Source organism: Streptomyces luteolifulvus (genome assembly GCF_008806595.1).
Lineage (GTDB): Bacteria > Actinomycetota > Actinomycetes > Streptomycetales > Streptomycetaceae > Streptomyces > Streptomyces luteolifulvus.
Genome location: NZ_VZRB01000008.1, coordinates 180,227 through 193,491 on the forward strand (window position 1 = coordinate 180,227; position 13,265 = coordinate 193,491).

Sequence of the window (13,265 nt, forward strand, 5' to 3'; positions counted from 1 at the left end):
ATGCCGATCACGTTCCGTAAGAGCTTCCGGATCCTGCCCGGCGTCCGCCTCAACATCAACCGGCGCTCCTGGTCGGTGACGGTCGGGCCGCGTAACGGGCCGAAGCGCACCTGGTCCAGCACCGGCCGCACCACCACCAGCGTCGACCTTCCCGGCCCCTTCGGTTACCGCTCCACGCGGTCGCGGCGCAGGACGGGGGAGTGACCGTGCGGATCATCGCCTTCCTCGCAGTCTTCGCGCCGTCCCTGGCCGTCGGCATCACCACGCTCGAGGTCGCCAAGTCCCTCGACTGGTCTAGGCCGTGGCCGCTCGTCGCAGGCGAGGCCGTCGCCGTCAGTGCGTTCATCGGCCTCAACTACCTGACCAGCATCCTGATCGCCCACCTCGCCGCACGCCGCGGCTGACCCTGGAAGGACACCGACTCCGATGACCGCCAGCCCGCCCCTGAACGGCCACAAGCGGCCGGCCATGCCCGTGCTCGGGGACTGGCAGCCGGTCGAGCCCGAGCCCGTCGAGGAACAGCGCAGCCCCCAGCCCGAACCGCCAGTCGCCGACGCCGAAGTTGCCCGTGCCAGGGCATGGGCCGAAGCCGAAGAACGCCGCGTCGCCGCTGAAGCAGCGAAGGAAGAACGCCGCATCAAGGCGGAGGCTGAGGCCGACGCCATCCGAGCGAAGGGCGAGGAGGAAGCACGCCGGCTGCGGCTCGCCAACGACCGGCAGGAGCGGAAGGCCCGCGAGGACGACGCCGCCAGCGACGCCCGCATCGCCGAGTCCCACCGCAAGCGCGACGAAGCCAACCGCGCCAGCAAAGAGGCAGCCGAGCAGGCCAAGCGCACCAGCGAGGAGCAGGCCGAGGCTGCGAAGGAAGTCGCGGAAGCCGACGAGAAGTGGCGCAAATATGCGATCCGCTTCGCGATCGTCTGCGCCATCGTCGCCCTGCCCGTCCAGATGAACGCGTTCTGGAACCGGGAAGCACCCTGGCTGATCGCCGCCCCGATCATGCTGGAAGGTGCCGCATGGGTCGTGCACCGCGGCGCTCGCGCAGCTGTCGCCAATGGCCGGCCGGTCTGGCACTACCGCACCATCGTCTGGCTGTTCGCCCTGATCGCCGCCGCGATCAACCTGTTCCACGGGATCGCCGAGTTCGACCTCGGAACCGCGATCGGCACCGCGTTCGCCTCGGTCGCCGGCCCCGGCGTGTGGGATCTTCACGAGCACGGCCGCATCCGCAAGCGCGACGGCGTGAAGACCCGCCGCGAGCGCAAGGCGCAGGAGAAGGCGGCCAAGGTGGAGGCCGCACGCAGGGCGTCGGAAGAGAAGCGGCGAGCCGCCGAGAACGAGGCCGCCGAGAAGGCCGCGGCGGAAGCCCGTAAGCGGCTCGCCGAGGACCGCGCCGAGCAGTTCCCGGACGTCTGGGACGAGGCCGTGAAGATCGCCGCCGCGGTCGGATCGACCACCGACGACGCCGCCGTGTGGGCGCGCGCCTACCGCAACATCAAGGGCTGCGACCCGGGCGAGTCCATCGAGTCCATCACCGCCCGCCGGGCCGCCGAGAAGCGCGTCGAAGCAGCCCTCACCGGCACACCCGTGAACACCCTCAGCAAGACCACGAACGCGCAGCGTGCGATCCAAGTGAAGGCGCCCCGGAAGACGTCCTCGTACAAGCCCGTTCCGCCCCGCCGGAAGAAGAACGACACCCCCAGGTTCCACCCCGCGGCGCGCGCCCTTGCAGCCGACGCCAAGCGCACCGCCAACGCCCGCCAGAAGGACGCGCCATGAGCATCGACCAGCACCCCGAACTCCCGCCCGACTGGGATCTCAGCAAGGTGATCGAGGGCAGCCTCGTCGTGCCCGACGACCTGTCCGGCGAGGACATCGCGCCCGGCGTCCTGCTCCCTTACGAGCCCTCCTACCCGGTGCTGCGGAAGACCGGCGGCGCGGCCATGGTCGTCGTGTCCAAGACGGCCCGGATGTGCGGGCTCACGGTCCGCTGGTTCGGTGCCGGGGCGAGCGCGGTGTCGTTCCTCGGCTGGCGGTACGTGCGCGCCCACGACCTTCAGGAAGTCCTCGGCGGCATGTCCAAGTCCGGCGACTGGAACAAGGTCGACATCGTGCGCAAACGCCGCTGGAAGTTCCTCGGCTGGGCAGGTGTCGCCACCGCAGGCCTCAACCTCGCCGGCTGGTGGGCGCTCGTGAAGTTCGGCGGGATGACCGCGCTCGACTGGTCGTGGAAGATCCCGCCCGCCCTCACCGCCGCCGCCGCTGTCGCCGCGGTCACCCTGTACGGCCGCTACCGGGTCAACCGCCCGGAGCTGGCCCCGCAGCAGATCATCGCCGACCAGGACAACCCCGAGTCCGACGAGCCGTTCCCGCTCGCCCTGGCCACGTCGCCGGGCATGGTCGAGGACTGCGTCTCGCGCGCTCTCGCCTGGGAAGGCATCGGCACCCGGGCCGTGCGCGCCCTCGGCTTCCGCGGCAAGTTCTGGGAGATCGACGTCATCCTCAAGGGATCCACCCCCGGCAAGGTCAACGCGGTCGCCGAGCAGCTGGACGCCCACTTCAACATCAAGCAGGGCGGCACGCTCATCGACCCCGACCCGGCCGAGTCCGCGCACCTCGTGCTCCGCCTCGTCACCGGCAACCCGTTCGAGGACATGGCCAAGCCCGCAGTGCACGCCCCGAACAGTCTCGACATCACCGACGCGCACAACTTCGGCCGCTGCATGGACGGCACGCCGCTGAACCTCGTCCTCGAGGGCCTGCGGATCCTCGTCATCGGCGTGTCCGGCGCCGCCAAAACCACCGGTGTCCTCCGCGACCTCGCCGAGATCATCACCGCCTGCCACAACGCCATCGCCCTCGACCTCGACCCCGTCAAAGACGGGCTGCGCGAGTTCGAAGGCGTCATGGCCGCCCCGCCCATCCGCGGCAACAAGGCCTGCGAGGAATGGCTCAGCCACCTGGTGAAGATGGCCAAGGCCCGCAACACCGTCCGCAACCGGCTCGACATGGGCGACACCTGGGTCGCCACCCGCAAACACCCGGCGATCTTCGTGTTCGTCGACGAGTTCATCTACCTCAGCCAGACAGCGAAGGAACTCTTCATCGAACTCCTGCGCCTGGCCAAGCAGTCCGGCATCTACCCCGTCGCCGCAGGCCAGGACGCCACCAGCGACAGCATGGGCGACGCCATCGCCGACACCTTCACCCTGCGCGTCATGCTCGCCTCCCGCTGGGACGACATCCGCGTCGTCTTCGGGCAGGGCTCCGCCGCCAAGGGCTTCCGCCCCGACCGGCTTGTGCCCGCCCAGAACAAGGACATCAAGAACGATGCGGGCCAGTCCTACATCAAGGGCCCCGGCCTGGACCGGCCGCTGCTGTACGGGTGGAACGAGCACAGCCGCGACGGCATCAAGCAGGCCGTCGCCGACCGCACCACGGCGGGCCGGCCGTCCTTCGACCGCGACACGTTGCAGGCCGCAGGACTGCTGCACCTGGCCGACGGGGGAGTCGAGCAGAAGCTGATCCCCGGCGACCGGCAGATCGTCGTCGACGCGATCGAGGTCATGGCCGACCTCAAAGTGGAGCGGATCCGGCCCGAGCCGCTCGCCGAAGCCCTCACCGACCTGAACCCCGACCTGTACGGCGACCTCACGACCGTCCAGCTGCGGAAGCTGCTGCGGGAGGCCGGGGTTGGCGCGCCGGTGCCGATCGGGGACATCGACGGGCTGACGAACCCGCGCGGCTACAAGCTCGAAGCCCTGACCGCTTTGACCTAGAACATCCACTGCTCGCGGGGTGCTCGCCACTGCTCGACCGCAGGTCACAGCCGCTCGACCAGGTGCTCGCCCAACTGCTCGCCGAAAACCCGAGCACCCAGCGAGCAGCACCCCGAGCGGCTCTGACCAGCAGCGGAGCACCCGCGAGCACCCGCCGAGCACCACGCAAACCATTACAAAACGATCGACCGCACGAGGAGACCCCGATCATGCCCGCGAAGCGCAAGCCGGCCCGCCGAACCACCGCTACGCGCCGCGGCAAGCCCGCAGCCCGCAAGCATCCCGCCAGCCGCGTCAAAGTCCCCCGCAAAGGTCCCCTGCACGCCCAGATCGGGGCGCGCATGGTCCTCTTCGCCGTCTCCAAGCTCGACAACCACGACGACGTCATCCGCTCCCGCAAAGACGCCGCAATCCTGCGCCTCACCCACGAAGGCTGCCCCACCTGCAAAGGCAACGGGCAGATCTTCACCAAAGGCAAGGACGGATCCTTCACCGGATCGAAGCCCTGCCCCGCAAAGCCCACCCGGCAGAAGGTGTCCCGTTGGGCGGTGTACAAGGCGTCCCGGTTCGGCGCCGACCAGCGCACCGGCCTCGTCGGCTGGACCTGCCCCTGCGGCAAGAAAGAGAAGCCCCGCTACCGGGACGCCAAGGAGGCCACCAAGGCGCTGCGTACCCACGAGCGGGCCAAGCACGGCGGCAAGACGGTCGGCGGCACCTGGTACGGGCAGGCCACCGAAGCCGCCATCCAAACCGCACCCGAGAAGCCGGCGCCCGCCAAGAAGACCGCGGCCAGGACCCGGACCCCCAAAGCGCACGACCTCAGCAAGTACGAAGTACGCCGCGAACCCGCCCCATACAACCCAGCTGACCCGGCGATGGAACACCGCCGCAAGCCCGGCAGCAGCAACCCCGATGAAAAGAACCAGCACTCCGGGCTCACCGACTTCGAGTGGGTCACGCAAGACAAAGAGCGCAACGTCCTGCCCGGCGAATGCCCGCGTTGCAAAGGCACCAGCATGATCTTCGCCCTCAATGCCGACGCCAAAGCCGACTACGACCGGCAGATCGTCATCCACTGCCCCAACAAGTCCTGCAGCGGCGGCCGAGTAGCCGCCTGACCACCCCGGAAGGAACCCGACCCGTGTACGACCTGCCCGAGCCGCCCGCCGCACCCGCCACCGGGCAGGCCCACATCGACGACAACGCCCGCAAGCTGCTCGCTGCCGTCGAGGAGGCGATGCAGACACCCGCCTCCTACCGCGACACCACCCCCGTGCCGCGCTACGGCCCCACCCCGCCCGTGCAGCAGCCCGGCATCCCGGCGATGTCGGAGCGCGCCACCGACGCCAGCGTCATGATGATCGCCGGAGGGTTCCTCAGTCTCTGCCTCGGCGCAGCCGCCTCTGCCGTCCTGTACTTCTCCGGCACCGCCAACGAGACCGTCGTCATCGCCATCTGCGCCGGACCGCCCGCCACGTTCCTCGCCCTGAAGAGCCTTGTGAAGGGCGTGAAGAAGGCCGCCATGCCAGAGATCCACAACCACACCTACAACGGCACCGTCCACCAACGCCACACCCACAGCAGCACCCGCGGCGTCTGGGTCAAGACAAACAACCAGCAGTAGCGAGCAGCCTGAGCTGGGGGCCAAGGACTCCCGCCCGGCTCTCCAGCCTATTGGCAGGCCGAGGGACCCGGGCGGACTGCAACGCACCACCCACCACCACATAGGAGAGAGAGCATGACATTACAGACCATCGAGCATGTGACGGGCCGATCGCTCGTCGGGCCCGCGTTCTTCGAGCGGCTGTCCCGCCGCGTGGCCAAAACCAACGGCATGACCCCGGAAACCGCCGACGCGATCACCGACCAGGCTCTCGCGTACCTCGCCACCTCAGCTCAGAAGCCCGACGGTGCGCCGACGCTCTACATGAGCGCGGACGTGGACCCGGCATGGCACGAGTTCATGACGTTCACCGCCGCCTACGACCAGTTCTTCCGGCGGCCGGGATGGCACAAGGTCCACCACGCGCCCTGCGACGGTTGGGGAGGAGCCACCTATCCGGCGCCGCATGTCGCGATCCCGCCGACCGTGGACGCGATCCGCGCCGCCGGGTACCAGGTCGTCCCGGAACTGTGGACGGCGAAGGTGGACTGCGGTGACACGTGCGGCGACGACGGCAAGCCCGGCGACCCGCTGCCGTGCGGCGACCACGGCTGACCAAACCCACCCCAGATAGCCAGTGCGGGCCCGGTAGCGTTACCGGGCCCGCACCACCCAGCGAGAGAGAAACGTACCGATGGCGAAGAACCTGAACGGCCACGGCAGGGTCACCATCTTCCCGATGCTCCACGACTGGGAGACCGGATCCCGCTGCGTCCTCGCCTATACGACCGCCGACAACGGGTTGACGGCCGTCCTCGGCGTCGTCCCGGTCGAGGGCAATGTGCACGAACCTGGCGACCTATTCGCACTCGCCGCTCGGCACGGGTTCATCGGCGAGTGGAAAGGCAGCCACGAACAGCGGTGCGGCTGCTGGCTCGCCTGCACCGGTTCCGGGTCCCGGACGGTGCGGAAAGCCCGCACGATCGACACAGAGGTCGGGTGGGCGGTTGACATGGCGCGGGTCGTCGACCTCGACAGTGCGTACTACGGGCATCTTCGGGTGCACGCCGGCCGGATCACGCTCGACGATCCGGGGCTGATGGAGCAGGCGCGCGCGCTCATCGCGGACGAGTTGCTGGCCGTCTGACCGCTATCCCGACCCGCCCCCGCCCCGGCCGACGTCCTCGGTCGGGGTTTTCGGCTTGGGCACGGCACGCGCAAGCCACCGGCTGTCAACCGCATGCGGCACCATTAACCCAGCGTCACCAGCAGCCCCGCCCCGCACCGAGGAGCCGCCGTGCACGACCAACCCAGCCTTGACGGATACGAATGGCCCGTCTGCGTGACGCCCCGCTGTAAGCGGCAACTGTGGATCGCCGAAGCAGGACGGTGGGCCTGCCGGCCCTGCGAGGACGCAACCGCGACCCGAATCAGCGAACTCCCCGCCCTGTTCCGCCGACTCGACACCACCGCCATGCTCACGCGAGGCGCCCGTAACCCCGGAGCCGGAACCACGGGCAGCCGCACCCCGCCGATCCCGCCACGCCTGGACGTCCTCAACCTCGTCGGCCCCGGCGGGATAGCAGCCCGGCTGCGAGACATTGAGGATGCGTGGAGGTCGGCACTCAGCTGGACCATCGCCCCCTGGCGCGGCAACCCGGCTGAAGCGATCCCGCATCACGCCCGATTCCTCACCGACAACCTCCTCTGGGCATGCTCGTCATACGAGTCCGTCGGCCAGGACATCGCCGACCTGCGCCGCCTCCACGCGCAGTGCAAGGCACTCACCGAACAGAAACCCAAGACCGGACAGGTGAAGATCGGACTCTGCCCCGTCCAGATCGACGACCAGCCGTGCGGCACGCAACTCACCGCGAGCACCCGAAGCTTCAAAACGACCTGCCCCACATGCGACACCAGCTGGGAAGGCGAGCAGCAGTGGCGGGTACTGCGCAGGGCCCAGGAACAAGTCACCGCTGAAACCGCACAGACCGCCGCATAAACCGGCAGACACACAGAAGGCCCTTGACGAAACCAGCCACCGACTGTAATCGTGATGCTTGATCGTGGCACACGAGTCACATCACGACCCTCAAGCCCCCGCCGTGAGCAGTCCGGTGGGGGCTTTCGCACACCTGCGGGAGGTGACGTGGTCGCCTACCCCAACCCCGACGGCCTCGACATCCACATCGCCCAACTCGACGGCAACGACGACCTCGGCGACCTATGGGAAGCCGCACGCGCCGCCGGAGTGAAGCCCGGCACCATCCGCGTCTGGATGACCCGAGGAAAGATCGAACCCGTCCTCGACGGCGAAGCAGGCCAGTACTTCCACCTCCCCACCATTCGGCGAGCAGCAGTCGGCGGAGCCAAACACACACCCGCCGACCCAGCCGCCAACAGCCGCGGACCACACGCCCGCGCCGCCTGACCGTCCCGTCGCCCGAAACGCCCCCGTCACGGACGGCGGGACTTCCAACGCGCAAAATCGGAGGTTGGCCAAGTGTCGAATCTAGTCTTCAACGTTTCACTCGGCCGCATCGCCTATCTGGCCAGCCTCCCCGCCGCGAACGACGGGCTCGTCCTGATCGCCCTGGAAAGCAGCGGCCTGGAGACCGATGCCGTCCTGCGCGACAAGGACGACTTCGCCGCGGTCGTCTCCGGCACCACCAACGAGCAGACCACCGTAGGCCGCAAGCCGCTCACCGGCGTCACAGCCACCATTGACGACACCAACGACCGTGTCGCACTCGACGCCGACGACGTCACCTGGACCTCACCCACCGGCAACGCTGTAGGCGCGGTCGTGATCTGCTACGACCCGGACACCACCACGGGCACCGACGCCGACCTGATCCCGCTCACCAAGCACGATCTTTCGTGGACCCCGGACGGCAACAACTTCACTTTGACCATCTCAGACTTCGCGCGGTCCAGCTCCGCCGCATAGCACCCGACGGCCCGACGGCGGGAGCAGGAGGTCGCCGTGGCGAGCTTCACCGACGACTTCAACCGCGCCGACTCCACCGACCTGGGAGCCAACTGGGTTGAGGTGTCCGGCGACTGGTCGATCTCCTCCAACCAACTCAGCCCGGGTTCGGCAGGCGGCACGATCATCCTCCGCGCCGCCGGCGCCATGGACACCAGCGACAACTCGGCGCAGGCCACGATCGCCGCCACCACCGCGGCGAGCCACGGCATATGGTGCCGAGGCAACTCGAACATCACCAGCGGCTACCTGTGGCGCAACGACGGCACATCGTGGGACCTGTTTTCCGTCGTGGGCGGCTCCTTCAGCGTCATCGGCACCTACGTGGCTGCAGCCTCGCCGGGCGACGTCGCGAAAGTCCAGGCCGTCGGATCGACGATCAAGGGCTTCGTCAACGGGATCGAGCGGGTCAGCGTCACCGACACCAACGTCGCATCGGGCACGAGCGTAGGAATCCGCAGCGAGTCGACCAGCGCAATCCGATTCGACGACTTCACCGCCGCAGACATAACCGCCGGCGCGATCCTCGGCGTCGCAACCGCGGCAGAGACGGCTCAGCCGCTCACCGGATCCAAGGCGGCCACTCTCGGCACGGCCGCGGAGACGGCTGCTGCACAGCCCCTCACCGGCACCAAATCCGCGACGCTCACCCCGGCCGTCGAGCAGGACACCGCACAGACTCTCGCCGGAGCCAAGACGGGCACTCTCGGCATCGCGACTGCCGCAGAAGCCGCACAGCCTCTCGCAGGGCTCGTCACGGCAGCACTCGGCACAGCCGCAACCGTTGAGACAGCCCAGCCGCTGACAGGCGCCAAGAGCGCCACCCTCGCCCCGGCCGAGGAGACCAGCACCGCAAGGCCACTCGCCACAGCCGGCGCCGACGACGACATCGACGTCAGCGTCGGGGCGCCGTACAGCCGGTGGACAGTAAGCGAACCCAGCAGTCAACCCTGGCCCGTCGGCGTCCCGTACTGAGGAGGCGGACATGGAACTCCCCGCCACCAGCACCGAGTACGTGCACGCCGACGTCACCCCACCCGCTGGTATCGACATCACCGGCACCCCGCCGAAGCTCGCCATCCTCCCCGTCAGCAACCGCAACAACCCCGCCACGGGCGACTGGAAGACCGGGGCCTGGACCAACGGCACCACCGCCCGCATCCTCGTCGGACCCGACGGCGGCGCACTCACCCTGGCCAGAGGCGACTACCGGGTGTGGGTGTCCTTCGACCCGCCCGGCTCGGAGAACATCGTCCGCATGTCCGGCTACCTCGGCATCACCTAGACCGGCGCCACGGCCGGCCTTCACCGCCCGGCCTGAGCGTCACCTCAGGCGGCGGGCCAGTACGCCGCTGCCGAGCCGTCGCAGCCACAGCCCCCACGATCAGGCATGCGGCTGGCAGCAGCAGCCAATACAGGTGGGTCCACAGCGAGACCATCACCAAGAACACGCCGACCGCCACCACACCCACGGCGCCATCCGACTTCATCGACACCACCCCCAAGGCGGGACAGAGTAGCGACGCGGAGGCGGCCATGCCCAGACGCGGAAGCCATCGGGTGTGCTCGGTGCCCGGATGCCCAGAGTTCACGACGGCGGGCCGATGCGAAGAGCACCGTCGAGAAGCAGAGCAGCGACGCGGCAGCGCACGACAACGCGGGTACGGACGCGAGCACGAGCAGCGGTTCAGGCCAGCAGTCCTCGCCCGTGATCCGGTCTGCGTGCTGTGCAGGCAGCGCCCCAGCGTGCATGCCGACCACCACCCCCATAGCCGGCGGGAGCTCGCCGAGCAGGGCCTCGACCCCAACGACCCCAAGCACGGGCGTGGTCTGTGCGGGCCGTGCCATAGCAGCGAGACAGCCAAGGCTCAGCCCGGAGGATGGAACCAATGACCGGTAAACCCAGCCCCAAGCGGACCGAGGATCGTGAGGATCGCCAGGCTCCGGTCACCTTCAGTCCGTACCTCATGCGCCGTCACACCGAGCAGTTGGCCGGCTGGCTGCACGCCAACGGTGTCGACCCGGACGACGTGGCCATCGACCATCCGATCAGCGTCGTCGACGGTGTGATCCACTACCACGCCGCAGACCTGGACCGAAGTGGTGAGTCGACCGATGACAGCGAGGTCGACGAAGCGATCACGGTCGAGCGCACTGCGCGGTGCGTCGAGCCGGCTCCGGACCTCTCCCAGGCAGGCCCGCAAGCCAGTTGATGTCGCACTGTGTGACATCGGTGGCCCGGGAGCATGGCCAGACGATCTCCCGACGATCACAGCAAGCCCCTGACCTGCGCAAACGTGACGATCAGGAATCCAGACGGTTCGAAGTGATCAACGCGCAGGCCTCTGACCTGGGGGGATACTCCCCGTGACGATCTTCTGTCGGACCGCCGGGGAGGGCGCTCGATGCGTGTACGGGTCTGGGACGACCAAGATCACGGGGTGTGTGACCCAGCGTGACCTACGCGCCTGCCGCAACGGCGGGCGCCGACGTGCCGCAACGGCACATGGAGAGTGATCGCAATGGCAGGTATGGGACCCCCTCCCAAGCCGGCCGGGGAGCGACGCAGGCGCAACGCCACGATCGCCATGACCCGGCTGCCGGCAGGAGGACGGAAGGGTGACCCGCCCAAGTGGCCGCTGATCGATGACGTCGTCGCGACGACGCAGCGGGACATGGCTCGCCGTCAGGCCGACGAGTACGAACTCCAGCTGCTGGAGCCGGATCTACAGGGCCGTCAGCGGGCTGCGGTGCAGCGGAAGCTGGACGGGGCGCAGGCTGCGGCGACGGTGCTGGACAAGCAGATCGAGGCCACCGCCGCCCTGGAGGCGGAGCTGTGGCGGGATCTGTGGGCGACGCCTCAGGCGGCTGCGTGGGAGAGGCTGGGATGGACTCGTGAGGTCGCGCAGTACGTCCGCTGGAAGGTGAAGGCTGAGCTCGGTGATCTGGACGCCTCGAAGGAGGCTCGGCAGCTGGGTGACCGTCTGGGGCTGACGCCGCTGGCGCTGCTGCGGCTGCGCTGGGAGATTGCGCCGGACGAGGTGGCCGAGCAGAGGCAGGAGCGTTCGACGCAGGCGCGGAAGAAGACTGCCCGGCAACGGCTGCGGGTCGTCGACAGCGAAGCCGCCGGGGGGTCGTGATGGCGCAGCTGGTGAAGCTTGAGCCGGGCGACATCCTCGTACTGGCGAACGTCGGCGAGTGTCAGGCGGAAGCTATCCAGGAGCACTGGGAGTCGGTGCGCGAGGCGATCGGCGTCGAGCACATCCTCGTCTTCGAGGGTGACGTCGATCTGAGCAAGGTGTCTGCGGATGCCCTGGCGAGGCCCTGACCATCCGGGCGAGTTCCCTACGCTGGGGTGGCTGGTCGGGGAGTGGATTGAATCCCATTGCGTGATCCCGGACGGCGACGACATCGGCGAGCCGTACCTACTGACGGACGAGATGTGGACGTTCCTGGCCTGGCACTATCGGCTGCGTCCGGACGCCACCGAGGACGGCTGGCGTTCGGCCTGGCACTACAGGCGAAGCCAGCTGGTGCGCCCGCAGAAGTGGGGCAAGGGTCCGCTGACGTGCGCGATGGTGTGCGCGGAGGCGGAGGGCCCGGTGCGGTTTGCGGGCTGGGATGCGGACGGCGAGCCGGTGGGGCGGCGGTGGGAGACGCCGTGGATCCAGATTGCGGCGACTTCTGAAGATCAGACGGACAACGTGTACCGCGCGCTCGTTCCGATGATCAATGAGGGGCCGTTGGCGGACATCATCCCGGACACCGGGGAGACCCGCATCAACGTGCCGGGCGGCGGTCGCATCGAGCCGGTCACCAGCTCGGGCCGTGCCCGCCTGGGCCAGCGGATCACGTTCGCTGTGCAGGACGAGACGCACTCCTGGCTGGAGGCGAACGGCGGTTGGAGGCTCGCCGAGACCCAGCGCAGGAACCTGTCCGGCACGGGCGGGCGCGCGGTGGAGACGACGAACGCGTGGGATCCGTCCGAGCAGAGCGTGGCGCAGAGAACGGCGGAGGCATCCGTCCGGGACGTGTACCGCGATCACCGGATTCCGGCGCCGGCATCGCTGGCGAACAAGCGGGAGCGGCACAAGGCGCTGCGCGTCGCCTACGGCGATTCCTCCGTGCTCGTCGGCGGCTGGGTTGATCTGGACCGCATCGACGGCGAGCTGGTCGAGATTGCGGAGAAGGATCCCGCACAGGCGGAGCGCTTCTACCTGAACCGGATCGTGGCCGGTACGGGCGCGTACATCGACGGCGACCGGTGGGATCTACGGCTGGCGCTGCAAGAGGTTGAGCCGGGCGCTGCGGTGACGCTGGGCTTCGACGGTTCGGACATTGACGACTGGACCGGCATCCGCCTCGAGACCCTGGACGGCTACCAGTTCACCCCGGTCTATGGCCCGGACCGTCGGCCGACGGTGTGGAATCCGGCGGAGTGGGGCGGGCAGGTGCCGCGGCTGGAGGTCATGGCCGCGTTCGACGAGGTGTTCGCGACGTACCGCGTAGTGCGCGCCTACCTCGACCCTCCCTATTGGGAGACCGAGGCGGACACGCTGGCCGACCGGCATGGCGAGAAGGTCGTGGTGCGCTGGTACACGAACCGGATTGTGCAGATGCACGGTGCGGCCGAGCGGCTGGCGACGGACGTGACGAAGAAGGACTCGACGTTCTGGCACGACGGCTGCACGTGGGCGGGCCAGCACATCCGCAACGCCCGTAAGGCGGCGCGGCCTGCCGGGCGTTACCTGCTGAAGAAGGCGTCGGAGTCCCAGAAGATCGACATTGCGATGTGTTCGATTCTCGCCCACGAAGCCGCTGGCGACGCGATCGCCGCGGGCCTGGCCAAACCGAAGCGGCGCAGGGTCGCCGGGTTCTGACCGAGAGGGGGCGT

Annotated in this window: 17 protein-coding genes; all 17 read left to right on the plus strand. The window is 68.8% G+C overall.

Annotation, left to right across the window (positions count from 1 at the left end):
- The 17 genes from F7R91_RS14595 to F7R91_RS14680 all read left to right on the plus strand — a co-directional run bounded on the left by F7R91_RS14595 (position 1) and on the right by F7R91_RS14680 (position 13,251).
- Complete coding sequence (locus F7R91_RS14595; RefSeq protein ID WP_150948523.1) at positions 1–204, plus strand: DUF4236 domain-containing protein; 204 nt, start codon at positions 1–3, stop codon at positions 202–204.
- Positions 201–404 carry a hypothetical protein gene (locus F7R91_RS14600; protein ID WP_150948525.1) on the plus strand — a complete coding sequence of 68 codons (204 nt, stop codon included), beginning with the start codon at positions 201–203 and terminating at the stop codon, positions 402–404. The genes F7R91_RS14595 and F7R91_RS14600 overlap by 4 nt, the downstream gene beginning before the upstream one ends.
- A 22-nt stretch (positions 405–426) precedes the next feature.
- Positions 427–1,779: a hypothetical protein gene (locus F7R91_RS14605; RefSeq protein WP_150948528.1), complete on the plus strand. Its 1,353-nt coding sequence runs from the start codon at positions 427–429 to the stop codon at positions 1,777–1,779.
- A complete protein-coding gene (locus F7R91_RS14610; protein WP_150948531.1) occupies positions 1,776–3,779 on the plus strand; it encodes a hypothetical protein in 2,004 nt (667 codons plus the stop codon). The genes F7R91_RS14605 and F7R91_RS14610 overlap by 4 nt, the downstream gene beginning before the upstream one ends.
- A 209-nt stretch (positions 3,780–3,988) precedes the next feature.
- Positions 3,989–4,897 (plus strand): hypothetical protein, encoded by a 909-nt coding sequence (locus F7R91_RS14615; RefSeq protein ID WP_150948534.1) that lies wholly within the window; start codon positions 3,989–3,991, stop codon positions 4,895–4,897.
- A gap of 23 nt (positions 4,898–4,920) precedes the next feature.
- Positions 4,921–5,403, plus strand: coding sequence for a hypothetical protein (locus tag F7R91_RS14620; protein ID WP_225320649.1), 483 nt, complete (start codon positions 4,921–4,923; stop codon positions 5,401–5,403).
- 114 nt (positions 5,404–5,517) lie between these two features.
- Positions 5,518–5,997: a hypothetical protein gene (locus F7R91_RS14625; RefSeq protein ID WP_150948536.1), complete on the plus strand. Its 480-nt coding sequence runs from the start codon at positions 5,518–5,520 to the stop codon at positions 5,995–5,997.
- Between the two features lie 79 nt (positions 5,998–6,076).
- Complete coding sequence (locus F7R91_RS14630; protein WP_150948539.1) at positions 6,077–6,529, plus strand: hypothetical protein; 453 nt, start codon at positions 6,077–6,079, stop codon at positions 6,527–6,529.
- A 150-nt stretch (positions 6,530–6,679) separates the two neighbouring features.
- Complete coding sequence (locus tag F7R91_RS14635; RefSeq protein ID WP_150948542.1) at positions 6,680–7,384, plus strand: hypothetical protein; 705 nt, start codon at positions 6,680–6,682, stop codon at positions 7,382–7,384.
- Positions 7,385–7,531: 147 nt separating this feature from the next.
- Positions 7,532–7,813, plus strand: a complete 282-nt coding sequence (locus tag F7R91_RS14640; protein ID WP_191971487.1) for a MerR family transcriptional regulator — start codon at positions 7,532–7,534, stop codon at positions 7,811–7,813.
- Positions 7,814–7,885: 72 nt separating this feature from the next.
- Positions 7,886–8,332, plus strand: coding sequence for a hypothetical protein (locus F7R91_RS14645; protein WP_150948547.1), 447 nt, complete (start codon positions 7,886–7,888; stop codon positions 8,330–8,332).
- Between the two features lie 36 nt (positions 8,333–8,368).
- A complete protein-coding gene (locus F7R91_RS14650; RefSeq protein WP_150948550.1) occupies positions 8,369–9,346 on the plus strand; it encodes a hypothetical protein in 978 nt (325 codons plus the stop codon).
- Positions 9,347–9,356: 10 nt separating this feature from the next.
- Complete coding sequence (locus F7R91_RS14655; RefSeq protein WP_150948553.1) at positions 9,357–9,656, plus strand: hypothetical protein; 300 nt, start codon at positions 9,357–9,359, stop codon at positions 9,654–9,656.
- A 604-nt stretch (positions 9,657–10,260) separates the two neighbouring features.
- Positions 10,261–10,584 (plus strand): hypothetical protein, encoded by a 324-nt coding sequence (locus tag F7R91_RS14665; RefSeq protein WP_150948559.1) that lies wholly within the window; start codon positions 10,261–10,263, stop codon positions 10,582–10,584.
- Positions 10,585–10,902: 318 nt separating this feature from the next.
- Positions 10,903–11,511 carry a hypothetical protein gene (locus F7R91_RS43815; protein WP_150948562.1) on the plus strand — a complete coding sequence of 203 codons (609 nt, stop codon included), beginning with the start codon at positions 10,903–10,905 and terminating at the stop codon, positions 11,509–11,511.
- Positions 11,511–11,699: a hypothetical protein gene (locus F7R91_RS14675; protein WP_150948565.1), complete on the plus strand. Its 189-nt coding sequence runs from the start codon at positions 11,511–11,513 to the stop codon at positions 11,697–11,699. Before F7R91_RS43815 ends, F7R91_RS14675 begins: the two co-directional genes overlap by 1 nt.
- Positions 11,680–13,251, plus strand: a complete 1,572-nt coding sequence (locus F7R91_RS14680; RefSeq protein ID WP_150948568.1) for a hypothetical protein — start codon at positions 11,680–11,682, stop codon at positions 13,249–13,251. The genes F7R91_RS14675 and F7R91_RS14680 overlap by 20 nt, the downstream gene beginning before the upstream one ends.
- The last annotated feature ends 14 nt before the right edge of the window (positions 13,252–13,265 follow it).